Annotated in this window: 18 protein-coding genes; 8 read left to right on the top strand and 10 right to left on the bottom strand. The window is 70.8% G+C overall.

The features are described from left to right. Positions 1-6: 6 nt before the first annotated feature. The 3 genes from ACZ561_RS01000 to pgfA all read right to left on the bottom strand — a co-directional run bounded on the left by ACZ561_RS01000 (position 7) and on the right by pgfA (position 3,287). Positions 7-684 (bottom strand): class I SAM-dependent methyltransferase, encoded by a 678-nt coding sequence (locus tag ACZ561_RS01000; protein ID WP_376445481.1) that lies wholly within the window; start codon positions 682-684, stop codon positions 7-9. Positions 685-748: 64 nt separating this feature from the next. After that, positions 749-1,981, bottom strand: coding sequence for a glycosyltransferase family 4 protein (locus ACZ561_RS00995; RefSeq protein WP_470987980.1), 1,233 nt, complete (start codon positions 1,979-1,981; stop codon positions 749-751). A 349-nt stretch (positions 1,982-2,330) separates the two neighbouring features. Continuing rightward, positions 2,331-3,287: a cell envelope lipid trafficking protein PgfA gene (pgfA, locus tag ACZ561_RS00990; protein WP_470987977.1), complete on the bottom strand. Its 957-nt coding sequence runs from the start codon at positions 3,285-3,287 to the stop codon at positions 2,331-2,333. Between the two features lie 241 nt (positions 3,288-3,528). Between pgfA and ACZ561_RS00985 the strand changes: the two genes are divergently transcribed. Both ACZ561_RS00985 and ACZ561_RS00980 read left to right on the top strand, forming a co-directional pair. Continuing rightward, positions 3,529-3,711 (top strand): hypothetical protein, encoded by a 183-nt coding sequence (locus ACZ561_RS00985; protein WP_470987974.1) that lies wholly within the window; start codon positions 3,529-3,531, stop codon positions 3,709-3,711. 87 nt (positions 3,712-3,798) lie between these two features. Then, positions 3,799-4,986, top strand: a complete 1,188-nt coding sequence (locus ACZ561_RS00980; protein WP_470987971.1) for a PucR family transcriptional regulator — start codon at positions 3,799-3,801, stop codon at positions 4,984-4,986. A gap of 214 nt (positions 4,987-5,200) precedes the next feature. Here the strand turns inward: ACZ561_RS00980 and ACZ561_RS00975 are convergent, their stop codons facing one another. Next, positions 5,201-6,556: a lipase family protein gene (locus ACZ561_RS00975; RefSeq protein ID WP_470987968.1), complete on the bottom strand. Its 1,356-nt coding sequence runs from the start codon at positions 6,554-6,556 to the stop codon at positions 5,201-5,203. 351 nt (positions 6,557-6,907) lie between these two features. Between ACZ561_RS00975 and ACZ561_RS00970 the strand changes: the two genes are divergently transcribed. Next, the gene (locus ACZ561_RS00970) at positions 6,908-8,197 is read left to right on the top strand and encodes a PucR family transcriptional regulator (RefSeq protein WP_470987965.1); all 1,290 of its coding nucleotides are present in this window, start codon (positions 6,908-6,910) and stop codon (positions 8,195-8,197) included. A 440-nt stretch (positions 8,198-8,637) separates the two neighbouring features. On the opposite strand, the gene ACZ561_RS00965 is transcribed toward ACZ561_RS00970, so the two are convergent. Both ACZ561_RS00965 and ACZ561_RS00960 read right to left on the bottom strand, forming a co-directional pair. Then, on the bottom strand, positions 8,638-9,126 hold the full coding sequence (locus ACZ561_RS00965; protein WP_470987962.1) for a DedA family protein: 489 nt from the start codon (positions 9,124-9,126) through the stop codon (positions 8,638-8,640). 377 nt (positions 9,127-9,503) lie between these two features. Continuing rightward, on the bottom strand, positions 9,504-9,920 hold the full coding sequence (locus ACZ561_RS00960) for a YjbQ family protein (RefSeq protein WP_470987959.1): 417 nt from the start codon (positions 9,918-9,920) through the stop codon (positions 9,504-9,506). A gap of 490 nt (positions 9,921-10,410) precedes the next feature. Between ACZ561_RS00960 and ACZ561_RS00955 the strand changes: the two genes are divergently transcribed. Both ACZ561_RS00955 and ACZ561_RS00950 read left to right on the top strand, forming a co-directional pair. Beyond that, entirely contained in the window at positions 10,411-11,541 is a 1,131-nt protein-coding gene (locus ACZ561_RS00955) for an NAD(P)-binding domain-containing protein (RefSeq protein WP_470987957.1), read from the top strand. A 43-nt stretch (positions 11,542-11,584) separates the two neighbouring features. Then, positions 11,585-11,962 carry a hypothetical protein gene (locus ACZ561_RS00950; RefSeq protein WP_470987955.1) on the top strand — a complete coding sequence of 126 codons (378 nt, stop codon included), beginning with the start codon at positions 11,585-11,587 and terminating at the stop codon, positions 11,960-11,962. A gap of 71 nt (positions 11,963-12,033) precedes the next feature. Here ACZ561_RS00950 and mltG read toward each other — a convergent pair whose 3' ends face one another. Together mltG and ACZ561_RS00940 are read right to left on the bottom strand one after the other, a co-directional pair. Then, a complete protein-coding gene (gene mltG, locus ACZ561_RS00945) occupies positions 12,034-12,900 on the bottom strand; it encodes an endolytic transglycosylase MltG (RefSeq protein ID WP_470987952.1) in 867 nt (288 codons plus the stop codon). 320 nt (positions 12,901-13,220) lie between these two features. Beyond that, on the bottom strand, positions 13,221-15,056 hold the full coding sequence (locus tag ACZ561_RS00940) for an ABC transporter ATP-binding protein (RefSeq protein WP_470987950.1): 1,836 nt from the start codon (positions 15,054-15,056) through the stop codon (positions 13,221-13,223). Between the two features lie 95 nt (positions 15,057-15,151). Between ACZ561_RS00940 and ACZ561_RS00935 the strand changes: the two genes are divergently transcribed. From ACZ561_RS00935 to ACZ561_RS00925, 3 genes are all read left to right on the top strand, one after another. Continuing rightward, complete coding sequence (locus tag ACZ561_RS00935; RefSeq protein ID WP_470987947.1) at positions 15,152-15,595, top strand: MarR family winged helix-turn-helix transcriptional regulator; 444 nt, start codon at positions 15,152-15,154, stop codon at positions 15,593-15,595. 37 nt (positions 15,596-15,632) lie between these two features. After that, positions 15,633-18,557 (top strand): FAD-binding and (Fe-S)-binding domain-containing protein, encoded by a 2,925-nt coding sequence (locus ACZ561_RS00930; protein WP_470987945.1) that lies wholly within the window; start codon positions 15,633-15,635, stop codon positions 18,555-18,557. Between the two features lie 202 nt (positions 18,558-18,759). Continuing rightward, positions 18,760-20,187 carry a Gfo/Idh/MocA family protein gene (locus ACZ561_RS00925; RefSeq protein ID WP_470987942.1) on the top strand — a complete coding sequence of 476 codons (1,428 nt, stop codon included), beginning with the start codon at positions 18,760-18,762 and terminating at the stop codon, positions 20,185-20,187. Positions 20,188-20,235: 48 nt separating this feature from the next. Here the strand turns inward: ACZ561_RS00925 and ACZ561_RS00920 are convergent, their stop codons facing one another. Together ACZ561_RS00920 and ACZ561_RS00915 are read right to left on the bottom strand one after the other, a co-directional pair. After that, positions 20,236-21,579, bottom strand: coding sequence for a cation:dicarboxylate symporter family transporter (locus ACZ561_RS00920; protein ID WP_470989991.1), 1,344 nt, complete (start codon positions 21,577-21,579; stop codon positions 20,236-20,238). Between the two features lie 219 nt (positions 21,580-21,798). Then, the gene (locus ACZ561_RS00915) at positions 21,799-23,403 is read right to left on the bottom strand and encodes a peptide-N4-asparagine amidase (RefSeq protein WP_470987939.1); all 1,605 of its coding nucleotides are present in this window, start codon (positions 23,401-23,403) and stop codon (positions 21,799-21,801) included. Between the last annotated feature and the right edge of the window lie 128 nt (positions 23,404-23,531).

The raw sequence follows: 23,531 nt of genomic DNA, 5'->3' as shown, positions 1-23,531 counted from the left end.
GCAGACTCATGGGCTTCGCCTGAGAATCAGCAGCAGATTCCAGGTGGCGATCTCGCGGAGTCCCGGCACCCGGGTGATCGTGCTCGCGAGGAATGGCCAGTAACGGGAGCGCGCCGTGACGACCTGCACGTCGTCGCGGCCACGGACGTGCCGCAGGGTGGGACCGATGTGGACGGGGAAGAGGTTCTCGCCGAGCGTGTGCTTGGCCTCGCGGCCGGTGCGCCGTGCGTAGCGTGCGCGGGCGCGGTCGGGCCCGAGGTAGTGCCACGGCGCGGTCTCGTGACCTCCCCAGGGGGAGAGCCAGTTGGTGAACGACAGGTAGATCAGTCCGCCGGGGCGGGTGACCCGCGCCATCTCGCTGATGAACGTCTGCGGGTCCGACACGTGCTCCAGCACATTGGACGAGAAACAGACGTCCGCCGCCCCGTCGGCGAGCGGCAGCAGATATCCGTCGGCGAGCACAGCGCCCTCGGTGACGGGGCCTCGGGCGCTCAGCTCCCGCAGGTCGGGCTCGAAGAGGTAGCTCTGCGCGCCACGGCGGCGGAACTCCTCGGTGAAGTGGCCGCTGCCACCGCCGATGTCCACGACGATCTTGCCGGGCAGGTCGATGTGCCGTGCCACCTGTGCGACCGAGTCGCGGGCCAGCAGGGTGTAGCACCGTTCGGGATCGCTGGGCTCGCGCATGAACGCCCGGAAGAGGGCGGCCGATCGCTTCAGCGACGGATCCTTGAATTCGTGTTCGGTGATCTCAGCCACGGCCGCTCCTGCCGCGTCCCGGGGTGGCGGCGCGGGCCACGGCCTCGGCGGCGACCGCCTGGAACTGACGGACCGTCGCGCTCCAGCGGAAGCGCTTGGCACGATGCACGGCGGCACGTCCGAGGGCCGCGCGCCGCTCGGTACTGAGAGACAGGGCGCACCACGCAGCGGCGAACGAACTCTCCCCCCGGGCGAGCACCCCGGTCTCCCCGTCCTCGATGGAGTCGCACAGGCCGGGTATGTCGAATCCGATCGCGGGGGTGGCCCGGGCGGCCGCCTCGGTGACGACCAGCCCCCAGCCCTCGACGAGGGAGGGGTGCAGCAGCAGCCACGCCTCGCACATCAGCCGGTGCTTCTCGGCGTCCGACACCCGGCCTGTGAACGTCACACCGGGGCCGGCCATGGCTTCGAGGCGTGACCGTTCGGGGCCGTCGCCCACGACGACGAGCCGGCCACCGGTGACGGGGCGGACCCGCTCCCACAGCCTGAGGAGCAGGTCGATCCGCTTGTACTCCACCAATCGGCCGACGGCCAGGAACAGTGGTTCCTTGGCCTCGGGCAGCAGTGGGCCGGGGTCTTCGACACCGTTGTTGACGATCCGGATGCGGTCCGCGGCCACGCCGATGTCACGCAGCTCGGAGGCGGTCGACTCGGAGACGGCCACCATGAGGTTGTCGCGGTGGGTGCCGGCCAGTGCCCAGTGCTCCAGCCTGCGTCCCAGCCGTGCCGCCGGGCCCGGGTAACGCATCTGCCAAAGATCAGTGTGCACGTGGTTGACCAGGCACAACGTTGGTCCGCGATGCCAAAGCGGCGCCAGGTACGGCATGCCGTTGCACACTTCGACCAGCAGGTCGCAGTCGCCGACCTCGCGTGCGAAGGTCGTCCTGGCGCGCAGGAAGTGACCGGCGTCACCTCCCGCGGAGACCACCCGGTAGTCGCGTTGGGCGGCCGGGCCGCCGCACACGAGCGTGACCTCATGGCCGCCGGAGGTCAGGCCGTCGGCGATCCGGTCGATGAGCAGTTCCGATCCGCCGGCGGCCTGGTTGGCCAGGTCGCGACGGGCGAGAAAGGTGATCCGACGCGGACGCGGTAGTGGTGTCCCAGGAGATGCGACGAGCGGGTCGGCGGCGAGCGAGTCGGCGACATGGCTGCCGGTGCGGACGTGAGTGGGGACGGAGAGGGAGTCCTTCTGGCCGAGGGCCAGAGCGGACGCGCGCTGGGGCATAGAGGTGCTCCAACTCGGCGGCTGCGGGAGGCAGGCGGGTGGGGGAAGAAGGCGGCTGCGGGAGGCAGGCGGGTGGGGGCAGGCGGGTGGGGGGATTGCCGGGCTTCCGGGGATGAAGCGCTGGGCTGGCTCTGTCCTGCGGGTACTGCGGGTCTTGCGGGTATCGAGGCGCGGACGGTGGAGGTGCGGCCGTCTCAGCACCTTGCCGATGGCGGACTCCTGAGGGTGGGAGCACGCTCACACCGGCAACCTTGCTCTTACTCGGGGGTAACGTCAGTCTTCGTTCGACAAGTCGTTCCGGCTACTCAGCCCGGTGACAAGTTCGGGACGCAGGTCCTGTGCCGCTTTATCACCCTTCTGAGTGTTCCGACCGTCGACGGCCGCGTATCAGCGACACAACGCCGACGGCGGCGAGCAGGCCGCCAAGGACCCCGCCCCCGAGGGGCGCGGTCTCGCCGAGCAGCTTCAACCGGCTGCCGTCCTCGGAGGCCAGCTTCACCTGCTCGAGGCGGGTCGCGTCGGTGAACTCCAGCCGCTCGCTGGACAGCAGGGTGACCGCGTCCTTCTGCGAACCCGGGGCCCGCAGCGTCTTGGTCGGCGCGATCACCGCGTTCATGATCCGACCCGTTCGCCGGTCCACGGTCAGCTCGATCCTCGCGTTGGAATACCACTCCTCGGCCAGCACCTGGCCCGGCTTCGAACTGCCCACCAGCACGCCGGGCACCATACGGGTGCCTGTCGCGGTGGCCTCGACAGTGCCGACGAAGCGGTAGCCCTCGTGCCCGTCGACCTCGGTGACCTCCTCGAACTCCAGCGGCACGGCGGCACCCAGGGTGCTGTCCCACCAGGTGTAGGCGCGCTTCTCGACATCGAACGGGAACTTCAGGTAGGCCTCGCCCTCGAACCCGGGCTTCTCCTCGCAGCAGTGCACCGGGAGGTTCGTCCGACGGTCGGTCACCCAGCGTTCGGTGGTCCATTGCAGGGACTTCCGCGGGTCGGCCAGCGGCAGTGTCTTCGGCGTGTCGATCTGGGTCGACACGTCCCAGATCGCGTTTCCGCTGCGCTCGCTCTCGGCCACGTTCCCCAGCACCTTGCGGGTGATCGTGATCGTCTGGTCGTCCACGGTGGCGACGGACCCGGTGTCGAAGTAGCTGCCCTGCCCACGGAAGACCGTCGTGGAGTTCACATCGGTCGGAGTGCGCTTGGCGCGCGGCTCCACGTACCAGACGAGGAGCTGGGTGAGCACCAGCAGAAAGACTCCGGAACCCAGCAGAACCAGGGACAAAGGGGATATTGAACGACGCATACGAGTACTCCGATACGGGTGCGATATGCGAGGGGCTCATGGGCTGCGCGGGAAGGAACCACACGCACGGATTGCGGCCTGTCCGGGGGGAGGAACGACTTACCCAGGAGTAACAGTGGCGGTGAACGGCGAAAGTAGGCGGCCCTTGACCTTCTGTCAACGCGCCTCGCATACTGACCGCGCCGGACCGGGCCGGCGCGCTGGGTGACAGACCTCATCGACTGAGAGGCCGATCATCCTCATGCCCAGACTGCTCGCCGCCTTCCTGACCTGCATCGCCGCCGCCGTTCTGGCCGCAGGCGCCGCCTTCGGAATCGTCGCCGCTCTCGGCGCCACACCCGAGCAGCAGAATGTGCCGCTCGTCACGTTCCCCGAACCACCCGCCTCAGGGACGACCAGCACGCCGGGCTCCGGCGCGGGCTAGGTTGTGAAGAGGCGGGCCGGTGACCGAGCGCATGTGGACCGGACATCCAGGAGCGATGTTGTGGAAGCGTCGTCAGCGTGGCACGACGTGCCACAAGAACGGATTCAGCAGTTCGCCGACCGCGCCCTGGCGCAGGTCCCCGAGCTGGCACAGGACATCCTGGCCGAGATCCGACGGAGCTATCCGGGTCTGGTGTTCATCGCCGACGAGTCCGGAGAGCCGAAGGCCCTGGTGGCGATCCGGCACGCCCTGGAGCTCTTCGTCGAGCAGATGACCACGGGGTCGGACCGGCCTCGCGCCCTCCCCGAGATGTTCCAGGACTTCGGGCGCAGTGAGGTCGCGCAGGGGCGCAGCCTGGACTCCTTGCAGGGGATCTACCGGCTGGGCGTGCGCCTTTCCTGGCGGCGCATGGCGGAGATCGGGCAGCAGGTCGACATCCCGTCCGCGGCCATGTACGAACTCGCCGAGTCCGCGTTCGAGTACCTCGACGTCATGGTGGCCCAGTCGGTACGCGGGTACGCCGAGGCCGTCGCCCGCCAGGCCGGGGAGCGGCTGCGCCGGCAGCGACTTCTCGTCGATCTCCTGCTCGCCGAGCACCGCACGGATCCGTCCGCCCTCCTCGCCGACCGCGCGGCCGACGTGGGCTGGCAACTGCCGGAAAGGGCGGCGGTCGCCGTGCTGCTTCGCCCCGCCCTGGAGGCTGTCGCCCCTGCCGTGGGCGACGGGGTGCTGCTCGACATGGAGGGCGAGCAGCCGCGTCTGGTCGTACCGGACCCGGACGCCCCCGGTCGCGCGGAGTTGCTGCACCAGGCGGTGGCCGGCTGGTCCGGAGCGATCGGCCCGTCGGTTCCCCTGGCGGAGGCCGTGACGTCGCTGCGCTGGGCCGAGGCCGCGGTCGGGATGATCGAGGAGGATCTGCTGCCGCGAGGGCGGCTCCTGCACTGCTCCGAGCACGTCGAAGCCCTGGTACTGCTGCCCGCAGGGGAGTTGATCGACGATCTTGCGCGGCGGCGGCTTGCACAGCTGGACGAGTCGGGTGGCCCGGCCCACACCCACCGTCTCGCCGAGACCCTGCTGGCCTGGCTGGAGACACGGGGCGGTGCCCCGGAGGTGGCCTCCCGGCTCGGGGTCCACCCGCAGACCGTGCGCTACCGGCTGAGACAGCTCCGTGAGCTGTGGGGCGCGGACCTGGACGACCCGGACCGCCGCTTCGAACTGGAGCTGGTCCTTCGTGCCCGGCGGCTGCGCGGCGATCTCGCCCCACCGCATGACTGACCCCGGGCAACGCCGCCGGCCGGCCCCGGGCCGATATCGGTCGGCCCGGAGGTTCGCCGCCCGGGGCACAGCGGCGCACGCTGTCGTCGCCCTGTGGCGCCTGGCATGGGCGGCCGTGGCGGACCCGACGGTCGGACCGCAGGGCGAAGCGCCCCGCCGGGTGTCGCAGGCGTGTGGTCCTGCCGCGCGGAGCCGCGCGGCAGGGCCACACGGGTCAGGACGACGACGTCGGCTCCTCCGGTGCCAGCGAGTTGCCTGCGGGGATGCGGCCGCAGTCGGACGGGGCCGTCCGGCCCGCGAAGCGGGCATCGAGCCAGTCCATCGCGAGCGGGGCCCAGATGACGGGCACGCCGACGTGGCTGAGCAGCTCGTGCTGCCGGTACGTGATGGCGGTGTTGCCGGTGGCGCAGTACTGCCGGGCGAGCGCGCGCACGTCACCGGCGACCATGACGCCATCACCCGTGCCGATCCCCGGGCGGTTGCTGAAGGTTCCCTCCATGACGCCCGCGTCGCCCTGGGCGATGAACCCGGGGATGGTCGGGGTCGCGGCGGAGCCGAGGTTGATCCGGTTCACCGCCGTGACGATCTCAGGGACGGAGTTGATGTTCTCGTACTCGGGCTTCGCCATCTTCTTCCAGGTCAGACCCGGGTAGCGGCCGAGGGCGTTGACGATGGAGCCCTTCTCCAGCTCCGCGTACACCTTCAGGCCGTAGCTGCTCAGGTAGGGCTTGACGTCGATGTCGAAGGAGCGGGAGACGCCGATGATCGCCATGGGGATGACGCCCGACCACGCGAGGGAGCCGTCCACGTACTTCAGATTGTGCGCCGGGGTCACGAGCAGGCCGCCCTCGGCGAAGCCGACCAACTTCCGGTTCACGTCCGGCGCGTAGGCCGGTGCCATCGCGGCCGCCCAGTTCGTGGCGATGGCACCGCCCGAGTAACCCATGAGACCGAACCTGGTGTTGTCGCTCAGCCCCGTCTCCGCGGAACCGGTCGCGGCACGGATCGAGTCCAGGGTGTTGGTTCCGTACTCGGGCCCGGCGGCGAAGGCGGCCCGCTGCCCCTGGGTGTCCGGGATGACGAGGGTGTAGCCCTTCGCCAGCAGAGGCGCCATGAAGACGGCCTCGACGTTGGGGATCACGCCGCCGAGGGTGAGGTCGCCGGCGATGGCGCGGGACGGCCCGTCCTCCGGGTTCAGCGAGTCGTAGAACGACTGGTACGACACGGCCTTGCTTCCGTCACCCGTGAGGCTGCGCACCACCGTGGTCACGTTGGCCGCCGGGCGTCCCTGGGCGTCGGTGCTGCGGTAGAGCAGCTGGATCGCCCTCAACGGCGTGGGGATGCCGACGAGGTGGTACCGCAGCGTCCGCGTCTTCAGCACGGCGCCCGGGGCGAACGACGACAGGGGCTCGCTGCCGTCGTAGGTGTAGAACGGGTCGCTCGCGGCGGACGTAGCCGTCGTCGTGGTCGCAGCCTGCACGGACTCGGTGGCGGTGGCCGCCGGCGCGGCGGTCATGGCGGCCGCGATGGCGACAGCGATGGAAATCAGACGAACTGCCGTCTTGGACATGGCTTCCTCGATTCCTGAGTGGGGGGCCGACCGGCCTGAGGGCTCGAAAACGGCACGACCGGCAGAGGGTTGGCGGCTCCCTGCCCGGAGATTCCGGGCGCCGGTTCCGTGCGAAGGCGAGTCGGGGTTTGACGGTCTCCTGTGCGGCGGGCGGAGGTGCGGGCATGGCGGCTCTCGGGTGCGGTCAGGTCGTACGGGGAGATCCGATGCATGACGCGGCCGCGGTCCGCCACGTCTGGCAATCCACCGGCCTGACGTGTTACCAACCGGTAGGAGATGTCCCGGAAACATGATGGAGGCGGTGCGCCGTCGCGTCTCCAGGGCGGAAAACAGAGATTTGCGAGGTGGATTGTGACCGCACCCAACGCCGCGGCACACGACTCGGTGCCGCGCTTCGGCGGCGTTCCGGTCTACGACCGGCTCCAGGCTGCGGCCGGTGCGCTCGAGCGTGCGGTCATGGTCCGGCTCGTCGAACGGCTGCCCGTCTATGGAAGGCTGCCGTCGGAACAGCTCGGTGGCGACATCGCCAAACAGGTGACGCGCGGCATCCGGAGCTTCGCCGAGATGCTGCGCACCGGCGAGCCGCCGGATCAGTCGGAGCAAGCGGCGATCCGCGAGTCGTCGGCTCGGCGTGCCGACGAGGGAGTGCCGCTGGAGGCCGTGGTCGGCGCCTATCACCTCGGTGCGGAGGAGTGCGCCGCCCATGTCTTTCCGGCGGCCGAACCGGGCGACATCGGCGACGTGTTACTGGTCCAGCGTCAGCTGCTCGCGTATCTCAGGCTGGTGAGCTGTGCGGTCGCCGCCGGGTACGTGCAGGAGCGGCAGACGGCGCTGGGCGACCAGCAGGTCGCCCTGCAGTCGCTGCTGTCCCGACTGCTGGAAGGCGGCAGCCCCAAGGCCGCGGCCGACCGCGCCGGCATCCGTCTGCCACCTTGCTACCTGGTGCTGAGCATCTCGGTGGGACGGCATCCGGACGAGCTGGTGCCCGGCGTGAACCACGCGGTCGCCGCTCGCCGCAAACTCCGGCGGCTGCGCAACGAACTGCATCGGCAGACGGCGGGAGTTGCGCTGTCCGTGCTGTCGGACGGCGGAGGGCTGGTCCTCGTCCCGTACGAGGCGCCGGCCGCCGCGTTCGGCCAGGCGGACCGGGAGCGGCTCTCCCGACTGGTGGTCGAACTGGGCCGGATGTGCGGCGCCGAGGTGCTGGCCGGGGCGGCCGCCGCGCCACCGGAGGGCGTTGCGGACGCCGCCCGGTTGGCCGGCGAGGTACGTGAGGTGGCCGAGGCATCCGGCCACGAGCCCGGACTGTACCTGCTCGACGACGTGCTGCTCGAATATCAGCTGAGCCGTCCGAGCCCGGCCAGGGAAGGGCTCGCCGCGCTGCTCGACCCGCTGGACACGCGCCCGGAACTGCTCGCCACCCTGCGCACCTTCCTCGCCTGCAGCCTCGACCGTCGCCGGGCAGCAGCCCGGCTCCAGGTCCATCCGAACACCGTGGACTACCGCCTGCGCAAGGCGACGGATCTCACCGGACTGGACGCGTCCCGGGGCGCCGATCTGGTCACCCTGCACGCCGCGCTCGCGGCCCATGACGCGGAAGGGCGCGGTACGCCCCGCGTCGGCCCCTCACGTCGGGGCTGAACGGCCGGCCGACGCCGGACATCGCACCGTTCGGTACGGCGGGAAATCCCGCCCACGGTCTCGCAGTACCCGTCGCTGTCCGAGAACGTCAGCCGCACCTGGCGTTCCGGGTTGCCCTGGTACGTCCACCGCCCCGCCCTGCTCGCGCGCCTGGCCGCCCCGGCCCCGCCACACTGTGGGAGCCGTCCCCGTCGCTGTCCGAGAAACGTCAGCCGCACCTGGCGTTCCGGGTTGCCCTCGTACGTCCACCGCCCCGCCCTGCTCGCGCGCCTGGCCGCCCCGGCCCCGCCACACTGCGGGAGCCGTCCCCGTCGGTGACGAAAAGGGACGGCACGACGGGGAAGCCACCCGGGTGGTGGCCCGGACCGGGGCAGGAGAGCGGCTTCGCGGGACCGTCCGGCGCCACGCACGCCGCGCGGCGTGCGTGGCGCCGGACGGGCTCAGGACTCTTCGGCGGCGGCGTCGCTGGGGGACGGGGACCGAGCGGCCCTGCGTCGTCGGTACACCGCCACACCGCACACCGCGAGGAGGAGGGCGGCGACCGCGGCGACCCCGAGTGCCGTCCGCTCGGCGAACAGTCGCGCCAGTATCTCGAGTGCCCCGAGCCCGGCGGTCGCGTACACCAGCGCCCAGGCCGCTCCGCCCACGAAGAGTGCGGGGAGATAGCGCCGCAGGGGCATGCGCATGCTGCCGGCGATGAAGTTGGCGGCGGTCTGAAAACCGACGGTCAGGAAGGAGATGGCCACCACCGGCGCGCCCCACCGCTGGATCGCGCGTTCCGCACGCATGAACGTGGCCGCGGAGATCCGCCCGGCGAGCCTGCTGCGCCTGGCCCCGGCACCGGCGAGCCACCCGACGGCGAACGTCCCTCCGGCTCGTAGGAGAACGATGACGTACAGAGCGGCGGCCGTGAGCACGACGTCATCCACGGCGCCTCGCCCTCGGGGCCGGGCCGAGGCAAGCGTCCTGCGCCACCCGTTCCGAGAAACCCTTCCCAACGGGCTCGCGACGGGCACACGCCCGGTCTCCGTCTCTCACCTGAGTTCTGCCTCTGCCCGTTCGTCCCCTGCGTTCCACCATGGCGGCCCCCGTACCCGAGCCGGGCTCGCCCGGCCCAGTCAGGTTATCCGAACGCGCGTACGCCGATCACACGGCGCTGGACACCGGAGGAGGGCCCGCGCCTCCGACGCCCGGCCCCTACCGACCCACTGACCGCGAGGCCCCGCCGGACGTCCCCGGGCAACGCGGTCGCCGTCGGCATCACCATCGAACCCGCGGGCGGCTCCGACCAGCGTGACGGGCTCGATCAGCCCAGGAAGCTCAGCCGCACCTGCCGCTCCGCGTTGTCCTTGTTCGTGTCCACCAGGCAGATCGACTGCCACGTTCCCAGCTCCAGCCCGCCCCTGATCACCGGCACCGTCGCATGGGGCGGGACCAGGGCCGGCAGGACGTGGTCGCGGCCGTGGCCCGGGGAGCCGTGGCGGTGTTGCCAGCGGTCGTCGGCCGGGAGGAGGTGGTGGAGCGCGGACAAGAGGTCCTTGTCGCTGCCCGCGCCCGTCTCGAGGATCGCCAGACCGGCCGTGGCGTGGGGGACGAAGAGGTTGAGGAGGCCGTCGCCGCCCTGGGCCGCGCGGTTGAGGAAATCGGTGCAGGCCGAGGTCAGGTCGGTGACCGTTTCGTTGGTGCCGGTGATGAAGGTGAGGACCGTGGTGGTGAATGCCATGGGGGCATCCTGCCGTCCGTACCACGGGATCGCGCGTCCACGCTCCGAGACACCGATGACCAGCACCGGAACGGGTCGCTCCGTTCACGCCAGGTTGCGTACAGCCCTGCTCACCACGCGATCACATCGACCAGCTGCGGGTGGCCTCCGCCGCGCGTCCCTGCGGCTGAGGGTGGCCTCCGCCGCCTGTCCCCGCGGCTGCTGACGCCCTCTCACCCCCTGATTCACCTGCGCTGACACCGGAGCTCGCGGCGCGGGCTGCTGCCGAGTACCCCCGCCTCGCCGCTGCTCGGTGTTCCGGCGGCGAACGGACGTCCGGCCTCCTCTCCCGGCGGCGCGCCGCTTCTTGTGGCGGGCGGCGGCCGACAGGGACGGTGTCGGCCCGTCGGCAAGCGTTCGGTTTCCTCTTCCGGGGTGGGGGGCACCGGGCGCCGCATGCCGTGGCACCGCGGGCGGGAAGATCCGCACCCCCACCGCGGTTAGTGGAACCGTGAACGATTTCGGGGTTGAGCGCGGGCAGGACGTACGGGACGTCGACGTGGTCGTGATCGGTGCCGGGCAGGCGGGGCTCTCCGCCGCCTACCACCTGCGGCGCACCGGGCTGGAGCCGGATCGCGACTTCGTCGTGCTCGATCACGCCCCCCGCCCCGGCGGCGCCTGGCAGTTCCGCTGGCCCTCGCTCACCTACGGCAAGGTCCATGGGATGCACGCGCTGCCCGGCATGGAGCTGACCGGCGCCGACGACAGCCGGCCCTCGTCCGAGGTGATCGGCGCGTACTTCACGGCGTACGAGGAGCGCTTCGACCTCCGTGTCCACCGGCCCGTCGAGGTCGGCGCGGTCCGCGAGGGCGAGGGCGGCCGGCTTCTCGTCGAGACCTCGGAGGGCATGTACTCCACCCGTGCGCTGATCAACGCGACCGGCACATGGGACCGTCCCTTCTGGCCCCGCTACCAGGGCCAGGAGACGTTTCGCGGCCGCCAGCTCCACACCGCGAACTACCCCGGCCCCGAGGAGTTCGCCGGTCAGCGGGTGATCGTGGTCGGTGGTGGTGCCTCCGGGACCCAGCATCTGATGGAGATCGCCGAGGTCGCGGCGGAGACGACATGGGTGACCCGGCGCGAGCCCGTCTACCGCGAGGGACCGTTCGGCGAGATGGAGGGCCGGGCGGCCGTCGCCATGGTCGAGGAGCGCGTGCGGCTGGGGCTGCCGCCGCAGAGCGTCGTCTCCGTCACCGGTCTCCCGCTCACCGACGCGATCAAGAGCGCTCGGGCGCGCGGGATCCTGGACCGCAACCCCATGTTCGACCACATCACCCCGACCGGTGTGGCCTGGGCGGACGGCCGGACCGTGGACGCGGACGTGATCCTCTGGGCGACCGGCTTCCGTGCCGCGATCGACCATCTGGCCCCGCTCAGGCTGCGCGAGCCGGGCGGCGGCATCCGGGTGGACGGGACGCGCGCCGTACGCGACGAGCGCGTCCATCTGGTCGGGTACGGCCCTTCGGCCTCCACGATCGGCGCCAACCGTGCCGGTCGCGCCGCCGTCACCGAGATCCGCCGCCTTCTGGAGCGGGAACCCGTCGCAGCCCCCATCGGAAACAGCCTGGGGCCTGTCCGATAATTCGCGCCGGATCGGACCGGACCAGGGTCTAGGGTGATCAGCCATGAGACGAGGGTGGGCGTTTGCCCTGGCCACGGCTGGTGTCGCGGTCCTGGCCGGGGGCGGATACGCGGTAGGGGTAGGGACGGGTGGCCGGGGCGAGCCGTCCTGCGCCGAGGTGCGGAAGACGGCCGAGGACCTCTTCGGCCAGTGGTCGAAGCTGGACTCGGATGACGGGGTGCGGTCGGTCAAGGTCAGGGCGGCGGCCGACATCGTGCTGGTACACGGGGACTGCTTCACCTTCGCGACGCAGTCCGCAGCGCGGGCCTCGGTGCAACAGCTCGACGTGAGCAGCGACTCGACCCCGATGCAGCTCGCAGCAGGCCTTGTGGCTTGCGAGGCGGTCGTCAAGGACCCGTCCTCCTGCCGGACGTCGCCCTAGGGGTGTCCGACGGGCGACGTCGGCCTGTCGGCGACGTGCCATGGCTTGGGCCGTGATCGGCGGGCCCGAGGTCACCCCTCCCTCGCCGCTCGGCGATTCTCGTTGAACTCGGCCACGTTCGCCTGGTGTTCGGCGTAGTCGGCGGTGAAGCGGGTGTCCCCCGGCCGCACGGTCACGAAGTACAGCCAGTCACCCGTCGCCGGTTCGACCGACGCCGCCATCGCCTGCTCACCGGGGTTCCCGATCGGGGTCGGCGGCAGCCCAGGACGTTCGTAGGTGTTGTACGGGCTGTCGATCTTCGTGTCCTCATGGGTGGTGTCCACGGTGGAGCGGCCCAGGGCGTAATTGAGGGTCGAGTCCATCTGAAGCGCCATTCCCCTGGCGAGGCGGTTGTGGACGACACGGGCGACCTTGCCCATGTCCTCGGCGGTGTCGGCCTCGGCCTGCACGATGCTGGCGATGATTACCGTCTGGTGCACGCTGAGGCCCTGTCGTTGGGCGCCCGCGCCGATGTGATCAGTGCCGAAGCGTTTCCCCGCCGTGTCGACCATGTAGCGCAGCAGGCTCTCGGGGGTGGTCGCGGCCTCCACGGGGTACGTGGCCGGGAAGAGGTACCCCTCGGGGTTTCCCGCCGCTGCCGCGGGCAGTTCGAGCGCGGTGGCCGGGGCTGCCGCCGCGCTGCGGGTGGTGCCTTCGGCGAGGCGGAGGGAGCGGTCGATGGCCGCGTACACCTGGCCCGCCCGAAAGCCCTCGGGGATCAGCAGGGTCCGCTGCTTCTCGGGGACAGGCTCGGGCTTGTCCTCCCCGCGGAGCAGCAGCGGCACGGTGATCGCGGCCGCCACCGCGAGGGCCGCGCCGAGGAGCAGCGCGAATTTGCCCCGGCGGGTGAGCCGGGGGCGGCGGCGACGGTGTTCGGGCTGCCAGGACCGGTGCGTCATGGCCGCACGCTAACCCGGCAGACCCGCGAAACCGCGGAGCCGCACATGCGGCGGCGCCGCCGGCCCCCTGGGACGGGGAACCGACGGCGCCGTGCACTGCGCGTACCGGTCGTACGGAGTCGGACGAACCAGGGTCAGACGAGCCAGCCCAGGAAGTGGAAGACGCCGGCGAGCAGGTTGGTGATCACGTTCATGGTGGTGCGTTCTCCTTGTGCAGGGTGCATCTGTGGGACAGTGAGCGATCGCGGTCTGCAGCCCGTCGCTTGCGCACCGTAATCATCAGCCGTCACAAGGGAGTTGAGCAACGAAAGCCGGAACGATCACACGTTCTGGGGAACAACCGCTCCCACGTTCGTGTGTTCGTCACGGCGCACGAGGGCCGCGTACCGGCCGTCCCGTTCGAGGAGCTCCTCGTGTGTGCCGCGCTCGGCGATCCGGCCGGCTTCGAGGACCACGATCTGGTCGGCGTCCCGGACGGTGGAGAGCCGGTGGGCGATGGTGATGGTGGTGCGGCCGGCGGAGAGCGCGTCGATGGCCTGCTGCACGGCGTGTTCGGTACGGGTGTCCAGCGCGCTGGTCGCCTCGTCGAGGATGAGCACGGGCGGGTCGCGCAGGATGGTGCGGGCGATGGCGAGGCGCTGCTTCTCGCCGCCGGAGAAGCGGTAGCCGCGCTCACCGACGAGGGTGTCGTAGCCCTCGGGCAGCGAGGCGATGTGGTCGTGGATCTGGGCGGCGCGGGCCGCGGCCTCGATCTCCTCGTCGGTGGCGTCGGGCTTGGCGAAGCGCAGATTGTCGCCGACGGAGGCGTGGAAGAGGTACGTCTCCTGGGAGACGACGCCGACGGCCCGGGCGAGGCTGTCGAAGTCCAGGTCGCGGACGTCGACACCGTCGATCAGCACCCGTCCGCCGGTCACGTCGTAGAGCCGGGGCACCAGGTAGCTGAGCGTGGACTTGCCGGAGCCGGTGGGTCCGACGACGGCGAGGCTGCCGCCGGCCGGGACGGTCAGGTCGATGGAGTCGAGCGTGGCCTTGCCGGACGCCTCGCTGTCGTAGCGGAAGTCGACGTTCTCGAACGCCACCTCGCCGCTGATCTTCTCCAGCCGGGTGGGGTCGGCGGACTCGGTGATGTCGACGGGGAGGTCGAGATACTCGAAGATCCGCTGGAAGAGGGCGAGGGAGGTCTGGATCTGAACGCCCGTGGACAGCAGGCTCACGGCGGGCCGGAACAGGCCCTGCTGGAGCGAGACGAAGGCGACGAGGGTGCCCAGCGAGATCGCCGGTCCGCCCGACTGGAGCGCGAAGCCGGCGGCCCAGTAGATCAGCGCGGGCATGGCGGCCATGACGATGCCGATGGTGGACATCCGCCACCGCCCGGCCATGGAGGAGCGCACCTCGAGGTCGACGAGGCGCTCGGACTCCTCGGCGAAGGACTTCGTGAGCGAGTCGGCGCGGCCCATGGTCCGGCCGAGCAGGATGCCGCTGACGGAGAGCGACTCGGTGACGGTCGCGGCCATGACGGCCATCTGCTTCTGGCGCTGTGTGGTGATCTTCTTGCGCTCGCGGCCGACGCGGCGGCTGATCCAGACGAAGACCGGGAGCAGGAGCAGCGAGACGACGGTGAGGCGCCAGTCCAGCGCGAGCATGGCGACGATGGTGGCGACGACGGCGGTGAGGTTCGAGACGAGGGAGGTGGCGGTCGAGGTGACCGTCGCCTGCATCCCGCCGATGTCGTTGGCGATCCGGGACTGGACCTCGCCCGTGCGTGTACGCGTGAAGAAGGCGAGTGGCATCCGCTGCAGCTGTGCGTAGACCGCGGTGCGCAGGTCGTGCATCACCCGCTGGCCGACGGTGGTGGAGATGAGGGTCTGGAGCACGCCGAAGACGCTCGTCATCACGGCGGTGACGATCATGCCGAGGGCGAGCAGACTGAGCAGCCCGGTGCGGCCCTGCGGGATCGCGGTGTCGAGGATCTCCTTCAGTAGGAAGGGCGAAGCCACCGTCACCAGGGAGGAGGCACCGACGAGCAGGCCGACGACGGCGAGCCGGCCGCGGTAGGGACGGAAGAGCCGCAGGATGCGCCGCATCTGCGTGGGCTCCTTCGGCTGCGCGGGATCGCGCGGTGGGGGTGTCCATTCGGACTCTTCATGGGGGCGCATGGGCTCCTACGAGGGGCGAGAGAACTGAAGTCGATCAGAGCATAGCTCATTGTTACCTATACTCACAATGAACATGGTCCTGATAGTGTTCCCCCATGAACACCCCCGACGCCGACGGCCTCCTCGCCGAGCAGCTGCTGCGCCTCACTCGACGCCTGCAGCGCAGCCAGAAGCGGCAGCTGGAGCCGATGGGCATCACCCCCGCGCAGTCTCGTCTGCTGCGCACCGTCGCGCACTACGACCATCCGCCCCGGATGGCCGATCTCGCCGAGCGCCTGGAGGTCGTCCCCCGGGCCGTGACCAGCCTCGTGGACGGTCTGGAGGCCGCCGGGCGGGTGCGCCGCGTCGCCGATCCGACGAACCGCCGGGTGGTCAGGATCGAGGTCACCGACTCGGGGCGCGCCACGCTGCGCGCGTTGCGAAGCGCCCGTCGGGCCGCCGCAGAGGACATCCTTGCTCCATTGACCGTCGATCAGCGCGAGGTGCTCGGAGGTCTGCTGTCCGCTCTGGTCGACCACGTGCCGGAGCGGCGCTGCTGACCGAGGAGGCGCAGGCAGCGCCGAGGGGAGCCGTGACATGCCACTGCTGGAGCCGAACCCGCAGGCCCTGCGTCCGGGCACGAAACGGACCCCGGCCCCGGACCGGGTCCCCGATCTCCAGTCCCGCGGCACGCCACGGCACCTGCGGGAGGAGCTGACCGCGCTCCTCGGCCCCGGCAAGGTGCTCTCGAAGGTCTCCGACCTGGTGCGGTACGCCTCCGACGCCAGCCCCTACCGGTTCGTCCCGCAGGTCGTGGTGGTGGCGGAGGACATCGACGACATCTCCGCGGTCCTCTCGTACGCCCATGGCAAGGGCCGCGAGGTGGTGTTCCGGGCGGCCGGGACCAGCCTCAACGGGCAGGCCCAGGGAGAGGACATCCTGGTCGACGTGCGCCGGCACTGGGTGGGCGTCGAGGTGCTCGACGACGGTGCCCGTGCCCGGATCCGCCCCGGCACCACGGTCGTCCGGGCCAACGCCGCGCTCGCCCGGCACGGCCGGGTCCTCGGGCCCGACCCGGCGAGCGCCGTCGCCTGCACGATCGGCGGAGTCGTCGCCAACAACGCCTCCGGCATGACCGCGGGGACGACACGGAACTCGTACCGGACCGTCGCCTCCCTCACCTGCGTCCTGCCGAGCGGCACCGTGGTGGACACCGCCGATCCGACCGCCGACGCGGACCTCGCGCGCGCCGAGCCACGCCTCTGCGCGGGCCTGATGGAGCTGAAGGCCGAGATCGAGGCCGACCCCGAGCTGGTCGCCCGCATCCGCGCCAAGTACGCCATCAAGAACACCAACGGCTATCGCCTCGACGCCTTCCTGGACGGTGACACCCCCGCGCAGATCCTGCGGGGACTGATGGTCGGCTCGGAGGGCACGTTCGGTTTCATCTCCGAGGTCGTCTTCGACACCCTGCCCCTGGACCGGCGGGTCTCGACGGCGCTGCTGTTCTTCCCCTCGCTACCGGCCGCGGCCGCGGCTGTACCGCGCTTCAACGACGCCGGGGCGATCGCGGTCGAGCTGATGGACGGCAACACCCTGCGCGCCTCGGTCCGCGTCGCCGGGGTGCCGGAGGACTGGGCGGAGCTGCCGAAGGAGACGGCGGCGCTGCTCGTGGAGTTCCGCGCGCCGGACGCAGCGGCGCAGGAGGCGTACGAGCGAGCGGCGGCAGCCGTGCTCGACGATCTGGACCTTGTCGCGCCCGTCGCCTCGGTGAGCAACGCCTTCACCCGCGACCCCGGGACCATCGCCGGGTACTGGAAGGCCCGAAAGGCGTTCGTGACCGCCGTGGGCGGCTCGCGCCCCTCGGGTACGACGCTGATCACCGAGGACTTCGCCGTACCGCCGGCCCGGCTCGCCGAGGCCTGCGCGGAGCTGCTGGAGCTGCAGTCCCGGCACGGCTTCGACGCGGCCGTCGCCGGTCACGCCGCCCATGGCAACCTGCACTTCCTGCTCGCGTTCAACGCCGGTGACCCCGCCGACGTGGAGCGGTACGCCTCCTTCATGGACGAGTTCTGCAAGCTGACCGTCGAGCGGTTCGACGGCTCGCTGAAGGCCGAGCACGCCACCGGCCGCAACATCGCGCCCTTCCTGGAACTGGAGTGGGGTCCGAGGGCGGCGGCGCTGATGTGGCGGACCAAGGAAGTCATCGATCCCGACGGGGTGCTCGCGCCGCGGATCGTCCTCGATCGCGACCCGCAGGCCCATCTCCGCGGTCTGAAGACGATCCCGAAGGTGGAGGCGGTCGCCGATCCCTGCATCGAGTGCGGCTTCTGCGAACCGACGTGTCCCAGCCACGACCTGACGACCACTCCACGCCAACGCATCGTGCTGCGGCGGGAGATGATGCGACAGAGCGACGGCTCCCGCGTCGAGGCGAGCCTGCTGGAGGCGTACGGCTACGACGCCGTGGACACCTGCGCCGGCGACTCCACCTGCAAGCTGGCCTGCCCCGTCGGAATCGACACCGGCGCGATGATGAAGGACTTCCGTCATCGGCGGCACTCGCCGCGCGAGGAGTTCGTCGCGGCGCTGGCGGCGAGGAACTTCCGCGCGGTGGAGGCATCGGCGCGGCTCGCCGTCGCCGCGGCGGACCGGATCAGGGACCGTCTCCTGTCAGCGGCGACCGGCCTGGCACGCAAGGCGGTGCGCCCCGATCTCGTACCGGAGTGGCTGCCGGAGATCCCGGGCGCGGCGGCCCGCCGGCTCCCCCGCACCCACCGCCCGGCGGCCGTCGCCATCTACTACCCGGCCTGTGTGAACCGCATCTTCGGCGGGCCGGAGGGCCGGCCGGGCCCCTCGCTCCCCGAGGCGGTCGTCGCGCTCTCCGCGCGGGCGGGCAGGCCGGTGTGGATTCCGGACGACGTGTCCGGAACGTGCTGCGCGACGATCTGGCACTCCAAGGGGTACGAGCGCGGCAACGAGGTGATGGCCAACCGGATCGTGGAGGCTGCCTGGGGCTGGACGGCGGGCGGACGGCTGCCGCTCGTCGTCGACGCCTCCTCGTGCACGCTCGGTATCGCGCACGAGGTGGTTCCGTATCTCACCGACGACAACCGCGAGTTGCACGCCGAGATGACGATCCTCGACTCCCTGGTGTGGGCGGCCGACGAGCTGCTGCCGCGGCTCGACGTACGGCGTGCGGTGGGGTCGGCGGTGGTGCATCCGACGTGCTCCATGCGGCATCTGGGGGACGAGGAGCAGCTGACGGCGCTGGCCCGGGCCTGCGCCGAGGAGGTCGTGGTGCCCGAGGACGCGGGCTGCTGTGCCTTCGCCGGCGACCGGGGAATGCTCCATCCGGAGCTGACGGCCTCGGCCACCGCTCGGGAGGCGGCCGAGGTGACGGCGCGCCCCTTCGACGCGCATCTGTCGGCGAACCGGATGTGCGAGATCGGTATGGACCGGGCGACCGGCCGGAGCTATGAGCATGTGCTCCTGGCCTTGGAGCGCGCGACACGTCCGTGACGCTCTGCGCGACATGGCGGGGGCCCTTGCCCCATGTGGGTGAGTGGCCCTCGCCGTCCGCATGACGCGGCCATGCGGAATGGAAGAGTCCAACTACCCGTCGCAAGAGTCCAATCCGCGCCCTTGCGTACCACCAGTCTCAACGGCCAGGGTCCTGAGCGGGATTCATGAGCCAGCCGTGCACACAGCTACTGGAGGTTCCATGAACGACAACGCACCGCAGCCGCCGAGCCGCCGCTCCGTCCTGCGGACCACGGCCGGGGTCGCGGGAGCGGGCATCGGCCTCGGCGCCCTGGGCGCCGGCCACGCCGAGGCCGCCTCGCCCGGGGCCGCCGCTGCCGCCGCGGACACCACCGAGCAGATCGCCCGGGCTCCCCGGCGCAGAGGCGCCACCATGGCCGGTGTCCCCTTCGAGGGGCGCTCCATCGTCCGGGTCGGCATCGTCGGCCTCGGCAACCGGGGCGGCAGCATGATCGACCTCTTCCTCGCGCTCTCATGGGTGCGGGTGGTCGCGATCTGCGACCCGGTCAAGGAGAAGGCGGAGCGCGCCGCCGCCAAGGTGGTCGCCGCCGGACAGCCCTCCCCAGGTCTGTACACCCATGGCGAGGACGACTACGAGAACCTTTGCAAGCGTTCCGACCTGGACTTCGTCTATGTGGCGACGCCCTGGGAACTCCACGTCGAGATGGCGCGGGCGGCGATGCTGAACGGCAAGCACGTCGGCGTGGAGTGTCCGATCGCGATGACGCTCCCGGACCTGTGGGAGCTGGTCGACCTCTCCGAGCAGACCCGACGCCACTGCATGCAGCTCGAGAACTGCTGTTACGGCCGCAACGAGATGCGGGTCCTGCGGATGGCGCACGCGGGCAAGTTCGGGACTCTGCTGCACGGCGCGGGCGCGTACAACCACGATCTGCGCGAGCTGATGTTCTCGCCCACGTACTACGAGGGCCCGTGGCGCCGGCTCTGGCACACCAAGCTGCGGGGCGATCTCTATCCGAACCACGGCTTCGGTCCGGTCGCCAACTACATGGACATCAACCGGGGCGACCGTGCGGTCAGCATCAGCAGCTTCGGGACACCGGCGCTCGGTCTCGCCGAGTACCGGGCCAAGGAGATGCCGCCGGGCGACCCGAGCTGGAAGGAGACGTACATCGGGGCCGACCGGACGATCAGCCTGGTCCAGACGGAGAAGGGCCGTGTGATCCGGCTGGAGCACGATGTCTCGACCCCGCACCCGTACAGCCGGATCAACAGTCTGGGCGGGACCCTGGGCGTCTTCGAGGACTATCCGGCCCGGATCTATGTGGAGCCGGACCACAAGGGACACCAGTGGGGCGACTTCTCGGCGTACGCCACCGAGTTCGACCACTGGCTCTGGAAGGAGCACGCGAATCCGCCGGGCGGGCACGGCGGGATGGACTACATCATGATCTTCCGGCTGATGCAGTGCATGCAGCTCGGTCTGGTCCCCGACTTCGATGTGTACGACGCGGCGACCTGGACGGCTCCGGTGCCGCTCAGTCACGCCTCGGTCAAGGCCAAGGGCGTACCGCTGCCGATCCCGGACTTCACCCGCGGCGAGTGGAAGAAGGCACGGTCGGGCGTGGATTCGGTCAAGCCGGCATAGGGCGAGCGGCGCGGGGCCCGGCTCGCACCGGCCGGGCCCCGCGGTCGCTCAACTCGCGGGCTGCTGTGCCGCCCGGGACTGCTCGGCGGCGTCCGCGGGCTCCTTGGCCGATGCGGTCTCGTCGGCCTCTTCCGGTACGAAGGGGATCTCACCGTTCAGTACGGCCTTGGCCGTCACCCGGTCCAGCGCCCCCTCCCAGCGGGAGACCACGAACACGGCCGCGCAGTTGCCGAGCAGGTTCGTGGCGACGCGCATCGCGTCCATGATCCGGTCGACGCCGAGCAGCAGGGCCACGGCCGCGACCGGGATGACGCCCAGGGCGGCGGCGGTCGCGGAGAGCGCGAGGAACGCCGAACCCGGCACGCCCGCCATGCCCTTGCTGGTGAGCATCAGGACGAGGACGACGGTGATCTGCTGGCCGATGCTCAGGTCCACACCGACGGCCTGGGCGATGAACAGCGTGCCGACGGAGAGGTAGATCGAGGCTCCGTCGAGGTTGAACGAGTAGCCCGTCGGCAGCACCAGGCCCACCGCGTCGTCGCGGCAGCCGGCGGCGCGCAGCTTCTGCATCATCCGCGGCATCACGGTCTCGCTGGACGCGGTGCCCAGCGCGAGGAGCATCTCCTCGCGGGTGTAGCGGACGAACTTCCAGAGGCTGATCCCGGTGAGCGCCTTGAGGGCGAGCGCCAGGGCGAGCAGGAAGAGCAGCGCCACGCCGTAACAGACGGCGATGAGCTTGCCGTACGTGGAGAGCGCGCCGAGACCGTACTCGCCGACCAGGTGAGCCGTGGCGCCGAAGACCGCGAGCGGGGCGAGCTTCATGATGAAGCCGACGACGGCGAAGACGACTTCCTGGGCCTGCTCGATGGCGGGCAGGATGGCGGGCACCTTGCTCTGGCCGAGGTGCAGCAGGGCGGCGCCGACCAGGCAGGACAGCACGAGCACCTGGAGCAGCGAGTTCTCGGCGAAGGCGCCGACCGCGCTGTCGGGCAGTGAGTGCAGCAGGAATTCGGAGGTCGAGGGGAGCTCCCCGCCTCCGGTCTTGGCGTCGACGGCGGAGGCGTCGAGGGTGGCCGGGTCGATGTTCATCCCGGTGCCTGGCCCGAAGATGTTTCCGGCGAGCAGACCGAGGACGAGGGCGACGGTGGTGGCGACCTCGAACCAGATGAGAGCCTTGACGCCGATGCGGCCGAAGGCCTTGAGGTCGCCCGCCTTGGTGATGCCGGCGACGACCACGCAGAAGACGAGCGGGGCGATCATCGCCTTGATCAGGCGGATGAATCCGTCGCCGAGCGGTTGGGCGGCCGATGCGGCCTCGGGCCACAACCGCCCGACGAGGATTCCGAGCAGGAGCGCGCAGGCGACCTGCGCGAAGAGCGAGGTGCGCAGCAGACGGGCTGCGCGGCGCGCGAGGGACGGCGCGGGCGATGCTGGTGGGGCGGCGTGCGGCACGGGCACTCCTCCGTAGCGGACTTCTGTCATGCGGAAAAAAACTTCCGCAGTGCGCGCCACTATGTCGGAGCCGTGTATTCCACAGAAGACCCGATGGAACATCCATGCAAATCTTGGACCTTGCTCCAAACCAGCCCGTCACCAGCCTCTTCACGCCACTCAGCAGCGCAGACGATCCTCCGTGACCATCCCCTGCGCCGTCTCCACACTGCGGTCGTAACAGCCGCCGGAGCCGTGGAGCCGGTAGCGGTCGGACGTCGTCCCGACCGCGTGCCGCTGATCGCGGGGCACACCGGTGGTGTACGTGGCATCGCCGGCGTAACTGTGGTCGAGGCGTGACCAGGAGAGCCGCTCGCCGCCCCGCACGACCTCGGTGTGGGCGCGGTCGCCGAGTGCCAGCACGGTCCGCAGGCGGTCGCCGGCGCCGATCGTCGTCTCACCGTCCATGGTGTACGTGCGGTGGGTTCGGGTGCTGGTGCGCCCGACGGTCACGGTCTCGTCGTCGGTCCACCGCGCGGTGAGCGCGTCCGGGTTCTCGCCCTCGACCCAACGGTGCACGGAGGTGTTCGCGAGGGTTCGGGTGACCGTGGTGTCGACACGGCCGTGCGAGGTGTTCAGATGGCCGGCGACGGTGAGCGCGTGCCCGCCATCGGTGTCCAGGCGGTGCTCCGAACCCGGTGTGTGCACCGAGGAGTTGCGCGGCGCGGCCTCCTCGTACCGGTCGAGCCCTCCGGTCACCACGGTGCGGCCCTCGTCCTGCCAGAGCAGGATGTTGGTGGGCGTGCTCCAGCCGCTCTGACCGGCGGGGACACCCAGGACGGACACCTCGACCCGGTGGCGGCGGCCGTCGTTGAGGATGCCCGCGAACGGGGTCAGGTCGTAGACGATCGGCTGGATGTCGAGGGCGCGCGGGCCGGGAGAGACGTACCAGAGGAAGGGGTTGGACCAGCCGCCCGTCCACACCGTCGGGAACGGGGCGGCGATGCCCGCCGTCCGTCCGTCGACGGAGATCCGGACCTCGCGGTACGGCCCGTCGGTCGCCTTGCAGGAGTACGGGGCCGCGTCGGGGACGGTCAGATACCAGTACTCCTCGCAGCCGCCGCCGGAGCCGGTGGCGTGCACCTCGGCGAGGATGCGTTCGGTGTTGCGCGGAGTGGTCAGGCCGGTGGGGTCGAGCGGCAGCACCCGGTCGGGGGTCCTCACCGCCGGCTTCACCGCGCCCCGCGCGGTGAAGAAGGTGAGCGTGACCCGGACGTCGATGACACCCGTGTACGTCTCGTTCACGACATTGCCGATGAGCATCTCGACCGGCTGAGGGCGGGAGAGGGTGTCGCGGTAGCGGGTGACGTCCTTCTCCACCGACCAGCGGATGCCGTCGGGCGAGGGCTGGGGCGTGGAGGTGCGGAAGATCTCCACGCCGCCGACGGCGAGGTGGCCGAGGCGGTCGTACTGACGCCCCTTCACCTCTCCTTCGAGACGCAGGACGACCTTGCTCCAGCGGGTGCCGCACCCCTTCGGAGGCGCGTAACTCCCTTGGTACGGCGTGAAGTCGCGGAACTGAGCCGCTGCCAGCAGGACCTCGCAGGAGCGGGTCGGAGGCTTGGTCACGGGCGGTGCGGCGGTCAACGGGTCGTGCCAGTCGCTGCCGAACTCGGCCGGCGGCGGATCGGCCGGAGCGTCCGCGTTGGCCGGCTGCGCCGTGAGCAGGGCTCCGGCGGTCAGGACGAGCCCACCGATCATGCTCATGATCTTCTGATGTCTCATGGATCGCGAGTGAAGCGCGGGGCGTTCGAGGCGTCCAGAGGGCGTCGTGCGACCTTGGCGCGTTCTGTGTGCCTCTGCGAGAAATTCGATTGCTCCAGGGGGTCCGGCAGCGCGAACCTTGCACGGTT

The sequence above is a fragment of the Streptomyces sp. NPDC039609 genome, assembly GCF_055596705.1.
This window is presented reverse-complemented; position numbering and strand designations above follow the sequence as displayed.

Excerpts from the sequence above, each read along its gene's own strand:
- ACZ561_RS00925 (WP_470987942.1), top strand. The coding sequence starts at position 18,760 with ATGAACGACAACGCACCGCAGCCGCCGAGCCGCCGCTCCGTCCTGCGG.
- ACZ561_RS00940 (WP_470987950.1), bottom strand. The coding sequence starts at position 15,056 with ATGCGCCCCCATGAAGAGTCCGAATGGACACCCCCACCGCGCGATCCC.
- ACZ561_RS00935 (WP_470987947.1), top strand. The coding sequence starts at position 15,152 with ATGAACACCCCCGACGCCGACGGCCTCCTCGCCGAGCAGCTGCTGCGC.
- ACZ561_RS00985 (WP_470987974.1), top strand. The coding sequence starts at position 3,529 with ATGCCCAGACTGCTCGCCGCCTTCCTGACCTGCATCGCCGCCGCCGTT.
- ACZ561_RS00995 (WP_470987980.1), bottom strand. The coding sequence starts at position 1,981 with ATGCCCCAGCGCGCGTCCGCTCTGGCCCTCGGCCAGAAGGACTCCCTC.
- ACZ561_RS00960 (WP_470987959.1), bottom strand. The coding sequence starts at position 9,920 with ATGGCATTCACCACCACGGTCCTCACCTTCATCACCGGCACCAACGAA.
- ACZ561_RS01000 (WP_376445481.1), bottom strand. The coding sequence starts at position 684 with ATGCGCGAGCCCAGCGATCCCGAACGGTGCTACACCCTGCTGGCCCGC.
- ACZ561_RS00975 (WP_470987968.1), bottom strand. The coding sequence starts at position 6,556 with ATGTCCAAGACGGCAGTTCGTCTGATTTCCATCGCTGTCGCCATCGCG.
- ACZ561_RS00950 (WP_470987955.1), top strand. The coding sequence starts at position 11,585 with ATGAGACGAGGGTGGGCGTTTGCCCTGGCCACGGCTGGTGTCGCGGTC.
- pgfA (WP_470987977.1), bottom strand. The coding sequence starts at position 3,287 with ATGCGTCGTTCAATATCCCCTTTGTCCCTGGTTCTGCTGGGTTCCGGA.
- ACZ561_RS00915 (WP_470987939.1), bottom strand. The coding sequence starts at position 23,403 with ATGAGACATCAGAAGATCATGAGCATGATCGGTGGGCTCGTCCTGACC.
- mltG (WP_470987952.1), bottom strand. The coding sequence starts at position 12,900 with ATGACGCACCGGTCCTGGCAGCCCGAACACCGTCGCCGCCGCCCCCGG.
- ACZ561_RS00930 (WP_470987945.1), top strand. The coding sequence starts at position 15,633 with ATGCCACTGCTGGAGCCGAACCCGCAGGCCCTGCGTCCGGGCACGAAA.